Source organism: Massilia sp. UYP11 (assembly GCF_050434805.1).
Classification (GTDB): domain Bacteria; phylum Pseudomonadota; class Gammaproteobacteria; order Burkholderiales; family Burkholderiaceae_D; genus Telluria.
The window spans coordinates 125,746-143,951 of record NZ_JBNDJE010000003.1 but is presented as its reverse complement, the minus strand read 5'-3'; the positions used below and the strand labels follow the sequence as shown (position 1 = coordinate 143,951).

Here is an 18,206-nt window from a genome sequence, read left to right as displayed (position 1 = left end):
CGTATTAGGGATTTCATTGTCTTCCTTGCATCATTACGCTTCTGTTCGCCAGTTCACGTGGGCGTGTAGGCCTGCGCGCCGTCCGTTTTTACAGAACCACCAGTCTTGGATAAAATGTCCAGCATGACGAAGACATTGCCAAGCCGGGACGCGTCGGCGTTGATCGAGCAGGTCCGGCATATCGCCGAGGGCCTGGCCCAGACCTTCGCGCCATTCTGCGAGGTGGTGGTGCACGATCTGCGCGACCCTGGCCATGCGGTGCTGGCGATCCACAACAACCTGTCGGCGCGCGCCGCCGGCGACCCGGCCACCGAGCTGGGCCTGGCGCGCATCGCCGACAGTGCCTACCCGCAAGTCGTCGCCAATTACCCGAACCAGTTCCCGGATGGCCGCCCGGCCAAGAGCACCTCGATCGGCATCAAGGATGCCGACGGCAACTACGTCGCGGCGCTGTGCCTGAACGTCGACCTGACCCTGTTCCGTTCGATGCAGGGCATCCTCGAACGCTTCAACGCGGTGGGCGAGGCGCCGCTGGGCGAGTCGCTCGATCCGGCCAACGCCGACGCCATCCGGCGCCGCATCGACGCCTACGCGGCGCGGCTGGCGTCCTCGCCGCAGCTGCTCAAGACGCGCGAACGACGCGCGCTGATGCGCGAACTGAAGGAGGGCGGCTTTCTCGAAGTGCGGCGCGCGATGGAAGTGGCGGCGTCCCACCTTGGCATTTCGCGGGCGACGGCGTACAACGACATCAAATAGAATGGTGCGGTACCGTTGATCAGGGGAGCACGTCTTGAAAACAGCCGTGTACAGCGCCCGCCGCTACGACAAGACCATGCTGGCCCAGGCCAACGCCGTTGCCGGCCATGAACTGCGCTTCCTCGAAGACCGCCTGACCCGTGAGACGGCGGTCCTGGCCAAGGGTTGCCCGGCGGTCTGCGTCTTCGTCAACGATACGGTCGACGCCGAGGTGCTGGGCATCCTGGCGCGGCAGGGCACGCGCCTGGTGGCGACGCGCTCGACCGGCTACAACCACGTCGACGCGCACGCCGCGCGCGCACTGGGCATTGCCGTGGTACGGGTCACCGATTATTCTCCCCACTCGGTCGCCGAATTCGCGGTCGGGCTGTTGCTGGCCGTCAACCGCAAGATCGCGCGCGCCAGCGTGCGCACGCGCGAAGGCAACTTCGATCTCGACGGCCTGATGGGGGTCGATTTGCACGGCAAGACGGTCGGTGTGATCGGCACCGGCAAGATCGGCTCCATCTTCGCCCGCATCATGGCCGGCTTCGGCTGCACCCTGGTGGCTTACGACCCCTGTCCCAATCCGGCCTTCGAGGCGCTGGGCGGGCGCTATATCGGCGTCGACGAGCTGCTGGCCTGCAGCGACGTGGTGTCGCTGCACTGTCCGCTGCTGGAAGCAACCCATCACATCGTGGATGCGGCGGCGCTGGCGCGGGTCAAGCGCGGCTGCCTACTGGTCAATACCGGCCGCGGCGGCCTGGTCGACACCGAGGCGGCGGTGCAGGCGCTCAAGACCGGCCAGCTGGGCGGCCTGGCGATCGACGTCTACGAACAGGAAGCAAGCCTGTTCTTCCAGGACCTGTCGTCGACCATCATCACCGACGACGTGATCCAGCGCCTGGTGTCGTTTCCGAACGTGATCGTGACCGGCCACCAGGCCTTTTTCACGGTGGAGGCGATCGGGCAGATCATGCGCACGACCATCGACAGCATCAGCGCCTGCGAAGCGGGCGAGGAACTGGTCAACCGGATTCCGGATTGATGCGCGGTGCATGACTTCGCCGCGATGGTGGACAGGCGGCGGGGCGTTGCGCTAGGGTGCAAGGCATGCAGAGCCTCGACACGACCAACACCAGATACATCACCGCGTTCCATCTCGAACAGGTCTGCTTCGAACGCATCTTCGATGCGCCGGGCCGCACCGGCTATTTCAGTTTCGAGGCGGCGGGCAAGCGCCAGTACGGCGTCATGCTGCCCGACGGCGAGGTGCCGCGCGAAGGGGCGCACTATGCGGTCGTGCTCGCCGAGAAGGACAACTGGCAGGCCATCATGGCCTGGCGCGACCTGTCCACGCCGCATGTGTACATCCGGGAAACCGCCTGGCAGGTCGTGAGGAATTATGCGTGGCTCGGTTATGTCGGGATGCCGGCGGTGCTCGGCGTTACGTTGGTCGCCTTCGGTGGATGGGCGGCGCTGGCGGTGCTGGCGCTGATGCTGTGGGGCGGGGCGGCCTACCTGCGTCACGTCATCCGGCGCAATCGCCGGATCGAACAGGCCTTGCTCGACGTGCCCCCGCAAGCGCCGCCGGGCATGCGCTGCGACCACACGGTCTCCTGGCGCACGCGCGTCATCAAAGCCCTGGCTACAGTCTTCTGAGGTGCATCGACAGTTTGACGACTATTCCAGGATTGGATAATATTTCCAATTCAATTGTCACCGAGGACATCGTCATGCTCCCGCTCCAGCTCCCCACCTACGAAGACGTCGCCCAGGCCGCCGAGCGCATCCTGGGCGTCGCCCACCGCACGCCGGTGCTGACTTCGCGCACCGTCAACGAGGAATTCGGCGCCGAGGTGTTCTTCAAGTGCGAGAACATGCAGCGCATGGGCGCCTTCAAGTTCCGCGGCGGCTATAACGCGCTGGCGAAGTTCAGCCCTGAACAGCGCCGCGCCGGCGTCGTCGCTTTCTCGTCCGGAAACCATGCGCAGGCGATCGCGCTGTCGGCGCAGATCCTGGGCATGCCGGCCACGATCGTGATGCCGCAGGACGCGCCGGCCGCCAAGGTGGCCGCCACGCGCGGCTACGGTGCCACCGTGGTGACCTATGACCGCTATACCGAAGACCGCGAACAGATCGGCCGCGCGCTGGCCGACAAGTACGGGCTGACCCTGATTCCGCCCTACGACCACGCCGACGTGATCGCGGGCCAGGGCACGGCGGCCAAGGAGCTGTTCGAGGAAGTGGGGCCCCTGGATGCGTTCTTCGTGTGCCTGGGCGGCGGCGGCCTGCTGTCCGGTTCGGCGCTGGCCACGCGCGCGCTGTCGCCGGGCTGCATGCTGTACGGCGTCGAGCCGGAAGCCGGCAACGACGGCCAGCAATCGCTGCGCACGGGCGAGATCGTCCACATCGACACGCCGCGCACGATCGCCGACGGCGCCCAGACCCAGCACCTGGGCCAGCTGACCTTCCCGATCATCCGGCGCGACGTGAACGACATCCTCACCGTGAGCGACGAGAAACTGGTGGCCTGCATGCGCTTCTTCGCCGAACGCATGAAGATCGTGGTGGAGCCGACCGGCTGCCTCGGATTCGCGGCGGCGCGCGCGATGAAAGAGCAGCTGAAAGGGAAGAAGGTCGGCGTGTTGATCGGTGGCGGGAATATCGATCTGGGGCGGTTTGCGAGCCTGATCGGAGAGTGACTGCTGACCGGATACATAGGGTGCACGGCTCTGCCGTCCACGCGTTCAGTCGGCGGTAGCGCAGCTGGCAAAGCGGCGCTGCATCTGCTGGTTGGGCGCGTGGACGGCGTGGCCGTCCACCCTACGATAGGGTAGCCGGTCGATCACGCCGCCAGCGGCAACGCCACCTGCAGCAGGAAACCGCCGCCTTCGCGGTTGCGCACTTCCAGCCCCGCGTTGTGCCGGGTCAGCACCCGTTCCACGATCGCCAAGCCGAGCCCGGCGCCATTGGCCTGGCCGCGCGCGCTGTCCAGGCGCGTGAAGGGTTTCATCAGCTGCGCGATCTGGTCGGCCGGCACGCCCACGCCATGGTCGCCGATCTCGATCACTGCGCGCCGGCCTTGGCCCGTGGCCTTCACGCGCAGCACGATGTCGATGTCGGTGCACGAGGTGCCCGGCGTGTTGCCGTAGCGGCGCGCGTTCTCGATGATGTTGTTGATCACGCGCCGCAGGTCGGTCGCGTTGCCCATCACGTGCACGCCCGGCATCAGGTCGGTCTTCACGCGCAGGTCGGCGATGCGGGCCGCTTCGCGGCCGACGTCGGACAGCATCTCGGACAGGTTCACCGGCACAAAGGTGGCCGCCTCGGTCGGCTTGGCGTAGTCCAGGAACTGGCCGATGATCGCGTCCATCTGGGCGATGTCCGACTGCATGCCTTCGCGCGCCTCAAGCGACAGGTTGGCCATCTCGACTTCGAGCCCCATGCGCGCCAGCGGCGTGCGCAGGTCGTGCGAGATGCCGGCCAGGATCACGGCGCGGTCCTTCTCCACCTGCGCCAGGTCTTCCACCATCTGGTTGAAGCTGCGGTTGGCCTCGATGATCTCTTGCGAACCCTTCTCGGGCAGGCGCGCGGGGCGCTCGCCCTTGGCGATGGCGCGCGCGGCGGCCGTCAGGCGCGCCAGCGGGCGGTTCACCAGGCTCGAGATCAGCGCCGCGCCGACCACCGACAGCAGGCCCACCACCACCGCCCAGCCGAGCCACTGTTCGCGCGTCAGGCCGGTCAGGCGCTCGCGCTCGAGCATCAGCCAGTATTTGTCGTCCTCGATGTTGAAGCTGATGTAAAAGCCCGGCACGCCGTTCACGCCGCTCGAGAAGCGCGTGTCGGCCCCCAGGCGCTCGCGCACCATGGCCGCGATCTGGGGCATCAGGGGATTGTGCGGCGGCGGGTCGACCACGTCCGTGTCTTCGAGCGTGAAGATGCGGATGCCTTCGTTCGACACCAGTTCGAGCAGCAGCTCGCGCCGCAGGTCGGGCGCCGAGTGGGTCAGCGCGGCCTTGGTGATGGTCACTACCGACACCACCAGCTCGGCTGTCTGCTGCACCTGCTTGTCGCGCTGGAATACGCTGATCATGCCGATCCAGGCCAGCATCGAGGCCGCGGTGAGCACCGACATCAGGAAGAAGGTGCGCCAGAACAGGCCGCTCTTGAACCAGGCGAAGCGCAGGGCGCGCCGCGCCCGGGCGATCGGGGTGAACACTAGCGCGGCTGGCCTTCAGGGATGAACACGTAGCCCAGGCCCCACACGGTCTGGATGTACAGCGGGCTCGATGGATCGGGCTCGATCAGCTTGCGCAGGCGCGAGATCTGGACGTCGAGCGAGCGGTCGAACACTTCGTATTCGCGGCCGCGCGCGAGCTCCATCAGCTTCTCGCGCGACAGCGGCTGGCGCGCATGGCGCGCGAACACTTTCAGCACCGAGAATTCGCCGGTGGTCAGCGGCACCGTCTCGCCATTCTTCTTGAGCGTGCGCGTGCCCAGGTCGAGCACGAAGTCGCCGAACTCGAAAGTCTGCGGGGTTTCGGACGGCGCGCCCGGGATCTCGTCCGGGCCCTTGCGGCGCAGCACGGCGCCGATGCGCGCCACCAGTTCGCGCGGGTTGAACGGCTTGGGCAGGTAGTCGTCGGCGCCCATTTCGAGGCCGACGATGCGGTCGACGTCCTCGCCCTTGGCGGTCAGCATGATGATCGGGGTCTGGTCGCCGGCGCCGCGCAGGCGGCGGCAGATCGACAGGCCATCTTCGCCGGGCAGCATCAGGTCGAGCACCAGCAGGTCGTAACGCTCGCGCAGCCACAATTTGTTCATCGCCGGCGCGCTTTCGGCAGTCACGACCTGAAAGCCCTGTTCGGTCAGGTAGCGGCGCAGCAGGTCGCGCAGGCGGACGTCGTCGTCCACGACCATGATCTTGGCGGAGTGGCCCGACGGCGCGCCTGTGCCCGCATGATTATTCGAAGTCGTTGAAGTCATAAAACTGTCCAGAATTGTCAGATGAATGTCGCTATGGTAACTTCTTATGGCTGAGGCGGAAGCACGCCTTAGCACAGCCATTACAATGTGTTACAAACTTTACCCAATAAGTCTTACTCCGCTTTCGGTATGCACCTACACTGGCCCCAAGTGATCAACACAGCTTATCCGTTTATCAGGCATCGCGGAAGAGGAACACCATGAACAACGCGCACAACTACAAACCAGCAGGATTCGGCGCCAACGGCGGCCGGCTCGCCCGGCTTGCGCGGCTCGGTGTGATCGCCTGCGTGCTGGCAGGCGCCGGGACCGGCGCCCTGGCGCAGAACCAGGAGCGCGATCCGCGCCGCGACGAAGCGGCGATGCGCGAACGGTATCAAATGCAGGCGCAGCAGGAGCAACGCTTCGACCCGCGCGCCTACGAGATGCGCGACCAGGATCGCCGCGCCATGGAGGTGCAGTCCGACGCGGCCCGCGAAGAACGTCGCCGCGGGCGGATGTCGGCGGACGAGCGGCGCGACCTGCGTCGCCAGATCAGGGAAGGGGCGGAGCTGTATCCCAACGCCCGCCGCCGCTAAGCGGCCTGCAATATCACACGACGGCGCCAGCGGCGCCGTTGTCGTTTCTGGAATTTGACTTTTCATGACCTCTTGCCGGCGTAGCGGCTGCGACTTTGCGGGATTTTTCCGTCAGCGCCTTCTGCCGCGACCGTGGCGGCATCGTCACGATGATTCTTTCCTAGAAATGTAGTTGCCATCCGTTTATTTAGATTGCGCAACATGCTATGTTTACGACCACTTTACTGTTGGCAGGCTACCTGTCGCCAACATTCTTCGCCAAGTGGAGCGTGAACGTGTCCGATCTTGCCGCACTACCCGATGCCGTGTCCGTCGCGCCCACCGCCGTCCGCTTCGCTTCCACCGGGCTGGAACATTGCATCGTCAGGCGCGACGATGGCGTCTATGCCGACCCTGAAGTGCTCGGCACCACGCTGGTGGCGGCGGTCGACGGCATCCTGCGCTCCAACCATTATCTGGCCGGCCTCGATTACCCGGTGCTGATCAAGGCCTTGTATGGCCATGGGCCGGACCTGCCGCGCGATGCGGCGGGACGGGCCGTGGTGCGCATCGCCGCCGACATCCTGCCGTTCACGCCGCAGCGCCAGGCCCTGTACCGCTCGGTCAAGATCGCCGACGGCCAGGCCGAATACTATTTCGAGCCCGTGTTCGAGCGCGACGGGGACGGAGAAGAGCGCCAGACCCGGCTCGACGTCGACGAGTTCGTCGCCGACATGTGGGTGAAGGGCATCTGCTTCGGCGCCGAGGTCGAGGCCATCCGCGGCCACATCGAGAACGGCGTGGCCGGCCGCTACGTGGTGGCGCGCCGCCTCGAGCCGCTGCCTGGCATCGATGCCCGCGTGGAGGAAGTCACGAACGACCTGCATCGCAGCAACGCCCCGCGCCAGCTCGCCAACGGCAAGCTCGACCTGATGAGCTTCCAGAACCGTTTCCCGCAGGTGGCGGCCGGCACCCGGCTGCTGCGCAAGGTGCCGCCTGCCAGCGGCAGAGCGGGCTTCGACCTGAACGGCATCCCGATCGCGCCGGAGGCGCCCAGGGACCTCGACCTGGCCGCCTACGCGGGCGACGGCACGGCGGTCGAGCTGGCGCCGGAAGGCGAGTTCCTGGTCGCGCGCCAGGACGGCTTCCTGAGCGTCGACCCCAAGAGCAGCCGCATCGCCATCGCCGACAAGATCGTCAGTCGCGACGGCGTCAGCGCCCGGACCACGGGCAACCTGCAGTTGGCGGGCGACTACGAGGAATTCGGTGAAGTGCAGGAGCAGCGCATCATCGAGGCCGAGAGCATCACCGTGCACGCCGACGTATATGGCCATCTGGTCGCGCGCGGCGGCGCCATCGTCCTGCGCCGCAACCTGGTGGGCGGCAGCGCGCGCAACCTCGATGGCGGCGTGCGGGTGCTGGGCGTCGCGTCCCAGGCGACGATCCAGGCGACCAAGGGCGAGGTGTGGCTCGAGCGCGCCGAGAACTGCGTGATCTCGGGAGCGCGCATCCGGATCGAGACCGCGATCAACTGCGAGATCATCGGCGACGAGGTCGACGTGGCGCACGCCGAGGGCAGCGCCATCGCCGGGCGGCGCGTGACGATCGGCCGCGCGGCGCCGTGGAAGCAGGAAGAGATGCTGGCCTGGCTGCTGCGCCCGGACTGCGCGCACATCGAGGCGGCGCTGGCGCAGGTGCGTGAACGGATGGACCAGTTCGACCAGCTGGCCGCGCAGCGCCGCGGCGCGATGGAAACCCTCACCGGCGAACCCGGGATGCGCAAATACCTGATGATCGCGCCGCGCCTGCGCAAGGGCGAACTGGTGCTCACGCCGGAACAGGAACCGCAGTTCCGGCGCCTGGCGGCCAGCGTGGCGCCGGCGCTCAAGGAACTGGGCCGGCTGGCGCAAGAAGCGAAGACGCTCGACGGCGAGCGCCAGGCGGGCATGGCGCTCATGAGCCGGATCGAGGCCCAGCGTGTCGAGCGGGTCGGGGCGGCCGGGGTGGCGATCGGGATGCTGGCGGGCGAGGTGCAGGTGCTGGCGCTGCCCTATGAACCGGATTTCGGCTGCGTCTGGGACATGACGGCGCGCGACGTCAAGCTGCGCCTGCGCGACACCAAGGGCGCGCAAGTGCTGTACGCGGGCAGCGAGGGCGCCTGGTCGTGGGACACGTCCATGGCCGCGACAGAGGCACAGGCGCCGTCCTGAGTTTGTCCCGCGGCGCGGGGGCGGCCGGGGCTGGCGTTGACTACAGTCAACATAGGCGCCTGGAGCGCGGCATACGATGGTGATCGCACCCATAAAGGAACCGCCATGGTCACCTCGTCCAGCATGCTTCGCGTTTCAATCCCGCGCGCTTCCGACTCCCGTCAGCCGGCGCCGCGCAGCAGCGCCTCACGGGAATTCCTGAGCTTCATGCTCGACGGGCAGGAATACGGGCTCGATTGCGCGCACGTGCAGGAGCTCAAGCTGCTGGGGTCCCTCGAGCGCTTTGCCACCGACGGCGAAATCATCGGCGGCGTGGCGCTCTCGCATGGGGTGATCATGCCGGTGGTCGACATGCGCGCAGGCGGCGCGCAGGCCGCGGCGATGGGGCCAGGCCGGCCGGCGTCGGATACCGACGTGATCATCCTGCGCCTGTCGAGCGGGATCGTCGGCATGGTGGTGGAGAGCGTGACCGGCATCGTGCACGTGCGCCCGGAGGCGGTGCAACCCCTGCCGGGCGGGCCGGGCGCGGGCTACCTGATCGGCATGGCCCGCATCGATGGGCGCAAGGTGGTGTTGATCGACATCGACCGGCTGATGTCGCTGTCGCCGAGGCGGCCGCTGAGGGCCGCCTGACATCACACCGTCAATGCTTCCAGCTGCTCCTGGATTTCCAGCCACTCCGCTTCGAGCGCTTCCAGGTCGCGCGCGGCGAAGGCCTGGTCGGCCACCAGCGTCTTGAGGCGATCCTTGTTCGCTGCTTCGTAGATCGCCGGGTCGAGCAACTCGGCGTCGATCGCCGCCTTCTTCGCACTGAGCTTGGTCATCTGCTCGTCGATGCGCTTGACCCGGTTTTCCAGGGGTTTGCGCTGGGCCGCCATGCGCTGGCGATCTTCGGCTTCGAGGCGTTTCTGTTCCTTGCGCTCGGCCGGTGAGACGGTTGGGCTTGGCGCCGGCGCGCTGGCCTTCGCGGCCGGCTGGGCCGCCTTGGCCGCGGCCTGGCCGGGCAGGGCGTCGCCACCCTTGCCGAGCTTGGTCTTGAACAGCCAGTCCTTGTAGTCGTCCAGGTCGCCGTCGAAAGGCTGCAGGCGGCCGTCGGCCACGATGATGAACTGGTCGGTGGTGGCGCGCAGCAGGTGGCGGTCGTGCGAGACCACGACCAGCGTGCCCTCGAACTGGGCCAGCGCCATCGTCAGCGCCTCGCGCGTTTCCAGGTCCAGGTGGTTGGTCGGTTCATCGAGCAGCAGCAGGTTCGGGCGCTGCCACACGATCAGCGCGAGCGCCAGGCGCGCCTTCTCGCCGCCCGAGAACGGCTTGATCGGGCTGGTCACCATCTCGCCGGGGAAGTTGAAGCTGCCGAGGAAGTTGCGCAGCTCCTGCTCGCGCACGGTCGGGGCGATCTTCGCCAGGTGCCACAGGGGCGACTCATCGTGGCGCAGCATCTCGACCTGGTGCTGGGCGAAGTAGCCGATCGACAGGCCCTTGCCGATCGTCGCTTCCCCGGCCAGCGGCGCGAGTTCTCCCGCCACGGTCTTGATCAGGGTCGACTTGCCGGCGCCGTTCACGCCCAGGAGGCCAATGCGCTGGCCGATCGTGAGCGAGAAATCGATGTGGTTGACGATGGTCTTCGCGCCGATCTTGTCGCCATGCTCGTCGAGCAGCGGATAGCCGGCGTCCACGCCGTCGAGTACCAGCAGCGGATTCGGCGCGGCCAGCGGCTCGCGGAATTCGAACGAGAATTCGGCGGCGGCGCGCAGCGGCGCCAGTTCTTCCATCCGCGACAGCGCCTTGATCCGGCTCTGCGCCTGGCGCGCCTTGGTGGCCTGCGCCTTGAAGCGGTTGATGAAGGATTCGAGGTGGGCGCGCTGGCGATTCTGCTTTTCGATGGCCGACGCCTGCAGCACCATCTGGGCGGCGCGCTGGCGTTCGAAGCTCGAGTAGTTGCCGCCGTAGCGTTTCAGCTTGCGCTCGTCGATGTGCACGATCACGTTCACGATCTCGTCGAGGAAGTCGCGGTCGTGCGAGATGATGATCAGGGTGCCGGGATAACGCTTGAGCCAGTCCTCGAGCCAGATGATCGCGTCCAGGTCCAGGTGGTTGGTCGGTTCATCGAGCAGCAGCAGGTCGGAAGGGCACATCAGCGCCTGCGCCAGGTTCAGGCGCATGCGCCAGCCGCCCGAGAAGCTGGCCACCGGCTGGTTCATCTGCGCCAGCGAGAAGCCCAGGCCCAGCAGCAGCTGTTCGCCGCGCGACTGCACGGTGTAGGCGTCGGCGTCGGCCAGCATCCCGTGCAGCTCGCCCAGGCGCATGCCGTGGGCGTCGGCATCGGGATGCGCTTCCAGTTCTTCGAGTTCGGCCTGGAGTTTGCGCAGGCCGACGTCGCCGTCGATCGCGTAGTCGAGCGCGGCGCGCTCGAGCGGCGGGGTCTCTTGCGCCACATAGGCCATGCGCCACCTGGCGGGGAAGTCGATCTGACCCTGGTCCGGATGCAGTTCGTTGCGCAGCAGGCCGAACAGGCTCGATTTGCCGGCGCCGTTGGCGCCGATCAGGCCGATCTTGTCGCCCGGGTTGAGGGTCAGGTCGGCGCCCTCGAGCAGCGGCTTGGTGCCGCGCATCAGGCTGACGTTCTGGATACGGATCATGGGAGTCTGTCTACTTAGTCGAACGGTTCGAACGGGTGTTGCTTCGTTGTTGGCTCATGCACGTCGTCCCCGCGCAGGCGGGGACCCAAGTTTTCGTGAACTGCCATTACATCAAACGTAGCGGCAACGCATGCTTACTTGGGTCCCCGCCTCCGCGGGGACGACGTTTCGGCGCCGGCGCGATCATCAGCGCTGGCGAATCACGTATTTTACTGCGCGGTCTGCAGCTGCTCGGCGGTCAGCAGGAACACCGCATCGTCGCCGATGCTGGTGGTCAGCCAGGTCAGGCCCAGGTGGCCGAAGGCGGATTCGGCATATTCGCGCTCGTTGCCGATCTCGATCACCAGGATGCCGTCCGGGGTCAGGCGCTCGGCGGCGCCGGCGATGATCTTGCGTACCAGGTCCATGCCGTCTTCGCCGCCGGCCAGCGCGATCTGCGGCTCGTTCAGGTATTCCGGCGGCAGGGTGCGCATCGATTCCGCATTCACGTACGGCGGATTGGTGATGATCAGGTCGTACTTCTTGAACGGCACGTTCTCGTACAGGTCGGACTCGATCGGGTTCACGCGGCCTTCCAGCTTGTATTCGCGGATGTTGTGCTCGGCCACGGCCAGCGCATCCTTCGAGATGTCGACCGCATCGACGACGGCGTTCTCGAAGACGTCGGCCGCCATGATCGCCAGGCAGCCGCTGCCGGTGCACAGTTCGAGCACGTTCTCGACGCCATCCGGGTCGGTCAGCCATGGGCTGAACCGCTGCGGGATCAGCTCGGCGATGAAGGAGCGCGGCACCAGCACGCGCTCGTCGACGTAGAAGCGGTATTCGCCCAGCCAGGCCTCCTTGGTGATGTAGGCGGCCGGGACGCGCTCGGTGACGCGGCGCTCGATCACGGCCAGCACCTGCAGCACCTCGTCGGGCAGCAGCTTCGCGTCGAGGAAGGGCTCGAGGCGGTCCAGCGGCAGTTTCAGGGTGTGCAGGACCAGGTAGGCGGCTTCGTCGAAAGCCTCGGCGCTGCCGTGGCCGAAGAACAGCTTCGCGCCGTTGAAGCGGGTGACGGCGTAGCGCAGCAGGTCGCGTGGCGTACTGAAGGTGGTGTTGGTCATGGCCTTGTTCTCGTTTGGTTCAGTGCCCCGATCAGGCAGCCAGCAGGCGTTGCAGCGTGCGGCGGTAGATATTCTTCAGGGGATCGATGTAGCGCAGCTCGACGTGTTCATCGATCTTGTGGATGCTGGCGTTCGGTGGCCCGAATTCTATCACCTGGGGGCAGATGCGGGCGATGAAGCGGCCGTCCGAGGTCCCGCCGGTGGTCGATAGTTCGGCCCGCACGCCCAGCTCGTCCTGGATGGCGTCGCAGACCGCGTCCGACAGCGTGCCTTTCTCGGTCAGGAAGGGCTGGCCCGACAGCGTCCAGTCCAGATCGTAATCCAGGCCATGGCGGTCGAGGATGGCGTGCAGGCGCACTTGCAGTCCCTCGGCGGTGCTGGCGGTCGAGAAGCGGAAATTGAAGTCGATGCTCAAGCTGCCCGGGATCACGTTGGTGGCGCCGGTGCCGGCCGCGATGTTCGAAATCTGCCAGCTGGTCGGCGCATAGTACGCGTTGCCTTCGTCCCAGACTTCGGCCGTCAATTCGGCCAGCGCCGGCGCGGCCTGGTGGATCGGGTTGCGCGCCAGCTGCGGATAGGCGATGTGGCCCTGCACCCCCTTGACGACCAGGTGGCCCGACAGCGAACCGCGGCGGCCGTTCTTGATCGTGTCGCCCAGCACGTGGTTCGAGGTCGGCTCGCCGACCAGGCAGTAGTCGAGCGTCTCGCCGCGCTCTTCCAGCAGGTCGACCACGAGCGCGGTGCCGTCGATGGCCGGGCCTTCCTCGTCGCTGGTGATCAGGAAGGCGATCGAGCCCCGGTGGTCGGGGTGATCCGCGATGAACTCCTCGCAGGCGACCACCATGGCCGCGATCGAGGTTTTCATGTCGGAGGCGCCGCGCCCATACAGCTTGCCGTCGCGCTGGGTCGGCACGAAGGGTTCCGACTCCCAGTGGTGCAGCGGGCCGGCCGGGACCACGTCGGTATGACCGGCGAACACGAACAGGGGCGCTTCACGGCCTTTGCGGGCCCACAGGTTGGTCACGCCGTTCGACTCGATGGTCTCGCAGCGAAAGCCCAGCGGCGCCAGCAGCGCGGTCAAGCGTTGCTGGCAACCCTTGTCGTGCGGCGTGATCGAGTCGAGCGCGATCAGCTCTTCGGCCAGCAGCAGGGTGCGCGAAGGCTTCACCTGGCGCCCTCGAACTTGCTGGCGTACTGGTCGGCGGAAAAGCCAACCGAGGCCGGGCCGACGCCCTGGAGCACCGGGCGCTTGATGACGGATGGATTTTCCAGCATCAGCGCGATGGCGCTGTCGGCGTCATTGATTTGCGCCTTGCGCTCATCAGGCAGGTTGCGCCAGGTCATGCCCTTGCGGTTGACCAGCGTCTCCCAGTCGAGGTCCTTCAGCCAGCCCTGCACCAGCTCGCGGCTCAGGCCCTGTTTCTTGAAGTCATGGAAGGTGAAGTCATGGCCGTTCTCGAGCAGCCAGGTGCGGGCCTTCTTGACGGTGTCGCAGTTGGGAATTCCGTAGAGAGTCGTAGTCATGGGCAATCTTGGCCGCCGGGCGGCGTGGTCGTTCGAAAGGCGTGAGGATAGTGTATGCGCGCGGCGGCGCACAAGGTGCTGCGGCCGATTGTACACAGATGAGGCGCATGGGCGCGCCGTGCGGTGCGCCGGGCGCCGGATCAGGAATCGAGCGTGAACTCGGTGAACGAGGCGCCCTGCGGAGCCGCCGGCTTCTCCTGCTCCTGCTGGACCTGGCTGTCCGGCCCATTGTTGAGCAGCCAGAGCAGGTTGGTGGCCGAATCGGCATTGGCCAGCGCCTCCTCCTGGGTCACCAGGCCGTCCTTGACCAGCTTGAACAGCGCCCCCTCGAACGATTGCGAGCCGGGCGACAGGCTCTTGTCCATCGCTTCCTTGATCTGGCCGATCTCGCCTTTTTCGATCAGGTCGGCGATGTAGCGGGTATTGAGCATCACTTCGACCGCCGCCTGGCGCGCGCCGCCGGCGGCCGATTTCACCAGCCGCTGCGAGACGATGGCCCTGACGCTCGAGGCCAGGTCTTGCAGCAGGGCGCCGCGGTTTTCCATCGGGTAGAAGCTGATGATGCGGTTCAGCGCGTTGTAGCTGTTGTTGGCGTGCAGGGTGGCCAGCACCAGGTGGCCGGACTGGGCGTACGCCAGCGCCGCGGCCATCGTCTCGCGGTCGCGGATCTCGCCGATCAGGATGCAGTCGGGCGCCTGGCGCATCGAGTTCTTCAGGGCGATGCCGAAGCTGCTCGCGTCGCTGCCGATCTCGCGCTGGTTGACGATCGATTTCTTGTTCTTGAACAGGTATTCGATCGGGTCCTCGAGCGTGAGGATATGGCCGGTGCGCTGTTCGTTGCGGTGGTCGAGCATGGCGGCGATGGTGGTCGACTTGCCGGAGCCGGTGGCGCCGACCACCAGCAGCAGGCCGCGCTTTTCCATGATCAGCTCGGACAGCACCGGCGGCAGGCCGAGCCCGCCAAGCGGCGGGATGTCGGCCGGCACGAAGCGCAGCACGGCCGAGATCGAGCCGCGCTGGCGGAAGGCCGACAGGCGAAAGCGCCCCAGGTTGGGGACCGATACGCCCATGTTCAGTTCGTTGTCGCGTTCGAGCTCCTGCAGCTGTTCCGGCGTGGCGATTTCGGACAGCAGCGACAGGATGTTCTCGGGTTCGAGGCGATGCTGGTTGATGGGGATGAGGGCGCCGTTGATCTTGATGTGCACCGGGGAGTTCACGGCGAAGAACATGTCGGAGGCGCTCTTCTCTTTCATCAGCTGGAACAGGCGGTCCATGGCCATCGCATCGTCTCCGTACGTCAGGGTGTTTCAGGGCCGGTTGGACGCGTCGGCGGGGAACTCGCCAACCCTACGGTGATCGATGCAGGGTTGGCGGCTCCGCCGCCGACGCGTCCAGCCAGGTCACGCGCAACCGTGCAGCTTACACGCCTCGCAGCAGCTCGTTGATGCCGGTCTTCGAACGCGTCTGCGCATCCACGCGCTTGACGATCACCGCGCAGTACAGGCTGTACTTGCCGTCGGCGGACGGCAGGCTGCCCGACACCACGACCGAACCCGACGGCACGCGGCCGTAGGTCACTTCGCCGGTTTCGCGGTTGTAGATCTTGGTCGACTGGCCGATGTACACGCCCATCGAGATCACCGAGTTCCCTTCGACGATCACGCCTTCGACGATTTCCGAACGGGCGCCGATGAAGCAGTTGTCTTCGATGATGGTCGGGTTGGCCTGCATCGGTTCCAGCACGCCGCCGATGCCGACGCCGCCCGACAGGTGGACGTTCTTGCCGATCTGGGCGCACGAGCCGACGGTGGCCCAGGTGTCGACCATCGTGCCTTCGTCGACGTAGGCGCCGATGTTGACGTAGGACGGCATCAGGACCACGTTCTTGCCGATGAAGCTGCCGCGGCGGGCGACGGCCGGCGGCACCACCCGGAAGCCCCCGCGCGCGAAGTCTTCCGGCGTGTAGTCGGCGAACTTGGTCGGCACCTTGTCGTAGAACTGGATGTCGCCGCTCGTAACCGGCACGTTGTTCTCGAGACGGAACGACAGGAGCACGGCCTTCTTGATCCACTGGTTCACGACCCACGTGCCGGTGTCTTTTTGCGCCACGCGCAGGCTGCCGTCATCGAGGCCGGCAAGGACGTGGGCGACGGCGTCGCGCACCTCAGGGCTGGCGCTGTTCGGGCTGATGTCTGCGCGCTGTTCCCAGGCGGCGTCGATGATGGTTTGCAGTTGTTGGGTCATGATGCTGGTCTTGGTTGAAATGAAAACAAAAATTCGTGGGGCCGTTATTTCAGGCCCTGGCAGAACTGAACGATGCGGTTGGCCGCCTCCAGTACCTCGTCGACGCCGGCCACCAGGGCCATGCGGATACGGCCCTCGCCCGGATTCTCGCCGTGCGCTTCGCGCGCCAGGTAGCTGCCCGGGAGGACCGTCACATTATAGTCGGCGTACAGGCGGCGTGCGAACTCGACGTCCGACAGGCCCGTCCGGCGCACATCGGCCCACAGGTAGAAGCCGGCGTCGGGCATCTCGACGTCCATCACGTCCTTGAGCAGCGGGGTGATGAGGGCGAACTTTTCCTTGTACAGCGCGCGGTTCTCAATCACGTGCTGCTCGTCGTTCCAGGCCGCGATCGAGGCCGCCTGCACCGGCGGCGACATCGCGCCGCCGCAATAGGTACGGTAGAGCAGGAATTTCTTCATCGCGGCCGGATCGCCGGCGACGAAGCCGGAGCGCATGCCGGGCACGTTCGAGCGCTTCGACAGGCTCGAGAACACGATCAGGTTGCGGTACGGACGCTCGCCCCCACTGCGACCCAGCTGGTGCGCCGCTTCCAGCGCGCCCAGCGGCGGCGCCGAGCCGGTATAGATCTCGGAATAGCACTCGTCGGCCGCGATCAGGAAGCCCCAGCGGTCGGACAGCGCGAACAGCTGGCGCCAGTCGTCCAGCGACAGGGTGGCGCCGGTCGGGTTGCCGGGCGAGCAGACGTAGAGCAGCTGCACGCGCGGCCACACGTCCTGCGGCACGCTGCCGTAATCCGGCGCGAAGTTGCGCGCGGGGTCCGAATTGACGAAGTACGGCGTGGCGCCGGCCAGGTAGGCCGCGCCTTCGTAGATCTGGTAGAACGGGTTCGGGCACATCGCCAGCGCATCCGGCTTCGAGGCGTCGATGATGCACTGGGCGATCGCGAACAGCGCTTCGCGCGAGCCGTTCACCGGCAGCACCATGGTGGCCGGGTCCAGCGCCGGGATGCCGTAACGGCGTTCCAGCCAGCCGGCGATGGCCGCGCGCAGGGGCTCGCCGCCCACCGTGCTGGGATAGTTGGCCAGGCCCGCCACCGAATGCGTCAGCGCTCGTTCGATGAAGGCCGGCGTCGGATGCTTCGGTTCGCCGATGCCCAGGCTGATCGCGGAACAGGCCGGGTTCGGGCTGACGCCGGCAAACAGCTGGCGCAGTTTTTCGAACGGGTAGGGGTGGAGCTTGTCGAGATGGGGATTCACGGCAGTCTTGGGCGATGCGCTTTTCGATAATTTTTCATTATAGCCCCATGAGTCGACCTGCGTCCCAGTGCGCGGCAAGTGATTTGCGGTAACATTAGCTGTACAGCGACATTGGCCGCAGATATTCGCTGCAGACATTGGCCGCAGACCGACCAGCGATCTCACTTGGAAAGCCACCCGCCGTGCCGATCAGTTACGCGCGCAGCCTGACAGGACATGAACGCACCCCCGGCGCCAACCGGCACCTGGGCGTGGCGCTGGCGTTCGTCGCCGGCGCCATCAACGCCGGCGGCTTCCTGGCGGTGCGCGAATACACGTCGCACATGACCGGCATCGTCTCCAGCGCGGCCGACCACCTGGTGCTGGGCGACACCCGCCTGGTGCTGGCCGCGCTCGGCGCGCTGCTCAGCTTCCTGCTCGGCGCGGCCTGCACCGCGATCCTCGTCAACTATATCCGGCGCCGCGGCCTGCACAGCGGCTTCGCGCTGCCCCTGCTGCTCGAGGCCGTGCTTCTGCTGGTATTCGGCATCCTGGGCGCCCGCCTGGCCGCGATCGACGCCTTCTTCGTGCCGCTGACCGTGATGCTGCTGTGCTTCATGATGGGACTGCAGAACGCGGTCATCACCAAGGTCTCGCATGCCGAGATCCGCACCACCCACATGACCGGCATCGTGACCGACATCGGCATCGAGCTGGGCAAGATGGCCTACTGGAACGCCGACGGCCCGCTGCGCCAGCCGAAAGTCACGGCCAACCTCGCGCGCCTGTTGCTGATGCTGTCGCTGCTGGGCGCGTTCTGCCTGGGCGGGGTGGCGGGGGCGCTGGGCTTCCAGCACCTGGGCTACCTGTCCACGGTGCCACTGGCCGCGTTTCTATGCCTGCTGGCGATCGTGCCGGTGGTCGACGACGCGGTGCGCATCCTGGGACGATAGGACGAAGCGTAACG

At 66.5% G+C, this 18,206-nt stretch carries 17 protein-coding genes; 8 read left to right on the top strand and 9 right to left on the bottom strand.

Features of this window, described 5'->3' with window-relative positions; genetic code table 11:
- Positions 1 to 114: 114 nt before the first annotated feature.
- The 4 genes from ABIB38_RS07310 to ABIB38_RS07295 all read left to right on the top strand — a co-directional run bounded on the left by ABIB38_RS07310 (position 115) and on the right by ABIB38_RS07295 (position 3,440).
- Complete coding sequence (locus ABIB38_RS07310) at positions 115 to 756, top strand: helix-turn-helix transcriptional regulator (RefSeq protein WP_429203046.1); 642 nt, start codon at positions 115 to 117, stop codon at positions 754 to 756.
- A 34-nt stretch (positions 757 to 790) separates the two neighbouring features.
- The gene (locus tag ABIB38_RS07305; RefSeq protein ID WP_429203044.1) at positions 791 to 1,783 is read left to right on the top strand and encodes a 2-hydroxyacid dehydrogenase; all 993 of its coding nucleotides are present in this window, start codon (positions 791 to 793) and stop codon (positions 1,781 to 1,783) included.
- Between the two features lie 65 nt (positions 1,784 to 1,848).
- Positions 1,849 to 2,397: a hypothetical protein gene (locus tag ABIB38_RS07300; RefSeq protein WP_429203043.1), complete on the top strand. Its 549-nt coding sequence runs from the start codon at positions 1,849 to 1,851 to the stop codon at positions 2,395 to 2,397.
- Between the two features lie 74 nt (positions 2,398 to 2,471).
- Complete coding sequence (locus tag ABIB38_RS07295; protein ID WP_429203041.1) at positions 2,472 to 3,440, top strand: threo-3-hydroxy-L-aspartate ammonia-lyase; 969 nt, start codon at positions 2,472 to 2,474, stop codon at positions 3,438 to 3,440.
- Positions 3,441 to 3,583: 143 nt separating this feature from the next.
- Here the strand turns inward: ABIB38_RS07295 and ABIB38_RS07290 are convergent, their stop codons facing one another.
- Complete coding sequence (locus ABIB38_RS07290) at positions 3,584 to 4,957, bottom strand: ATP-binding protein (protein ID WP_429203039.1); 1,374 nt, start codon at positions 4,955 to 4,957, stop codon at positions 3,584 to 3,586.
- A complete protein-coding gene (gene ompR, locus ABIB38_RS07285) occupies positions 4,957 to 5,724 on the bottom strand; it encodes a two-component system response regulator OmpR (RefSeq protein ID WP_429203037.1) in 768 nt (255 codons plus the stop codon). The genes ABIB38_RS07290 and ompR overlap by 1 nt, the downstream gene beginning before the upstream one ends.
- 200 nt (positions 5,725 to 5,924) lie before the next feature.
- Between ompR and ABIB38_RS07280 the strand changes: the two genes are divergently transcribed.
- From ABIB38_RS07280 to ABIB38_RS07270, 3 genes are all read left to right on the top strand, one after another.
- A complete protein-coding gene (locus ABIB38_RS07280; RefSeq protein WP_429203036.1) occupies positions 5,925 to 6,302 on the top strand; it encodes a hypothetical protein in 378 nt (125 codons plus the stop codon).
- A gap of 206 nt (positions 6,303 to 6,508) precedes the next feature.
- Positions 6,509 to 8,491 (top strand): flagellar assembly protein A, encoded by a 1,983-nt coding sequence (locus ABIB38_RS07275; RefSeq protein WP_429203034.1) that lies wholly within the window; start codon positions 6,509 to 6,511, stop codon positions 8,489 to 8,491.
- Between the two features lie 123 nt (positions 8,492 to 8,614).
- Complete coding sequence (locus tag ABIB38_RS07270; RefSeq protein ID WP_429203032.1) at positions 8,615 to 9,124, top strand: chemotaxis protein CheW; 510 nt, start codon at positions 8,615 to 8,617, stop codon at positions 9,122 to 9,124.
- Between the two features lie 2 nt (positions 9,125 to 9,126).
- On the opposite strand, the gene ABIB38_RS07265 is transcribed toward ABIB38_RS07270, so the two are convergent.
- The 7 genes from ABIB38_RS07265 to dapC form a co-directional block, all read right to left on the bottom strand.
- Positions 9,127 to 11,130 (bottom strand): ATP-binding cassette domain-containing protein, encoded by a 2,004-nt coding sequence (locus ABIB38_RS07265; RefSeq protein WP_429203030.1) that lies wholly within the window; start codon positions 11,128 to 11,130, stop codon positions 9,127 to 9,129.
- Between the two features lie 209 nt (positions 11,131 to 11,339).
- Positions 11,340 to 12,233, bottom strand: coding sequence for a 50S ribosomal protein L3 N(5)-glutamine methyltransferase (prmB, locus tag ABIB38_RS07260; protein ID WP_429203029.1), 894 nt, complete (start codon positions 12,231 to 12,233; stop codon positions 11,340 to 11,342).
- Positions 12,234 to 12,264: 31 nt separating this feature from the next.
- A complete protein-coding gene (dapE, locus tag ABIB38_RS07255; RefSeq protein ID WP_429203028.1) occupies positions 12,265 to 13,401 on the bottom strand; it encodes a succinyl-diaminopimelate desuccinylase in 1,137 nt (378 codons plus the stop codon).
- Positions 13,398 to 13,757 (bottom strand): ArsC family reductase, encoded by a 360-nt coding sequence (locus ABIB38_RS07250; RefSeq protein WP_429203026.1) that lies wholly within the window; start codon positions 13,755 to 13,757, stop codon positions 13,398 to 13,400. The genes dapE and ABIB38_RS07250 overlap by 4 nt, the downstream gene beginning before the upstream one ends.
- A gap of 140 nt (positions 13,758 to 13,897) precedes the next feature.
- Positions 13,898 to 15,037 carry a PilT/PilU family type 4a pilus ATPase gene (locus tag ABIB38_RS07245; protein WP_429203025.1) on the bottom strand — a complete coding sequence of 380 codons (1,140 nt, stop codon included), beginning with the start codon at positions 15,035 to 15,037 and terminating at the stop codon, positions 13,898 to 13,900.
- A gap of 139 nt (positions 15,038 to 15,176) precedes the next feature.
- Positions 15,177 to 16,001: a 2,3,4,5-tetrahydropyridine-2,6-dicarboxylate N-succinyltransferase gene (gene dapD, locus ABIB38_RS07240; protein WP_429203023.1), complete on the bottom strand. Its 825-nt coding sequence runs from the start codon at positions 15,999 to 16,001 to the stop codon at positions 15,177 to 15,179.
- A 44-nt stretch (positions 16,002 to 16,045) separates the two neighbouring features.
- Positions 16,046 to 17,260 carry a succinyldiaminopimelate transaminase gene (gene dapC / locus ABIB38_RS07235; protein WP_429203021.1) on the bottom strand — a complete coding sequence of 405 codons (1,215 nt, stop codon included), beginning with the start codon at positions 17,258 to 17,260 and terminating at the stop codon, positions 16,046 to 16,048.
- A gap of 182 nt (positions 17,261 to 17,442) precedes the next feature.
- Between dapC and ABIB38_RS07230 the strand changes: the two genes are divergently transcribed.
- Complete coding sequence (locus ABIB38_RS07230) at positions 17,443 to 18,192, top strand: YoaK family protein (RefSeq protein ID WP_429203019.1); 750 nt, start codon at positions 17,443 to 17,445, stop codon at positions 18,190 to 18,192.
- Positions 18,193 to 18,206: the final 14 nt, after the last annotated feature.

Bases quoted from the DNA above. Each gene is read 5' to 3' on its own strand.
- ABIB38_RS07310 (WP_429203046.1), top strand. From the start codon at position 115: ATGTCCAGCATGACGAAGACATTGCCAAGCCGGGACGCGTCGGCGTTG.
- ABIB38_RS07300 (WP_429203043.1), top strand. From the start codon at position 1,849: ATGCAGAGCCTCGACACGACCAACACCAGATACATCACCGCGTTCCAT.
- ABIB38_RS07295 (WP_429203041.1), top strand. From the start codon at position 2,472: ATGCTCCCGCTCCAGCTCCCCACCTACGAAGACGTCGCCCAGGCCGCC.
- ompR (WP_429203037.1), bottom strand. From the start codon at position 5,724: ATGACTTCAACGACTTCGAATAATCATGCGGGCACAGGCGCGCCGTCG.
- ABIB38_RS07280 (WP_429203036.1), top strand. From the start codon at position 5,925: ATGAACAACGCGCACAACTACAAACCAGCAGGATTCGGCGCCAACGGC.
- ABIB38_RS07275 (WP_429203034.1), top strand. From the start codon at position 6,509: ATGTTTACGACCACTTTACTGTTGGCAGGCTACCTGTCGCCAACATTC.
- ABIB38_RS07270 (WP_429203032.1), top strand. From the start codon at position 8,615: ATGCTTCGCGTTTCAATCCCGCGCGCTTCCGACTCCCGTCAGCCGGCG.
- ABIB38_RS07265 (WP_429203030.1), bottom strand. From the start codon at position 11,130: ATGATCCGTATCCAGAACGTCAGCCTGATGCGCGGCACCAAGCCGCTG.
- prmB (WP_429203029.1), bottom strand. From the start codon at position 12,233: ATGACCAACACCACCTTCAGTACGCCACGCGACCTGCTGCGCTACGCC.
- ABIB38_RS07250 (WP_429203026.1), bottom strand. From the start codon at position 13,757: ATGACTACGACTCTCTACGGAATTCCCAACTGCGACACCGTCAAGAAG.
- ABIB38_RS07245 (WP_429203025.1), bottom strand. From the start codon at position 15,037: ATGGCCATGGACCGCCTGTTCCAGCTGATGAAAGAGAAGAGCGCCTCC.
- dapD (WP_429203023.1), bottom strand. From the start codon at position 16,001: ATGACCCAACAACTGCAAACCATCATCGACGCCGCCTGGGAACAGCGC.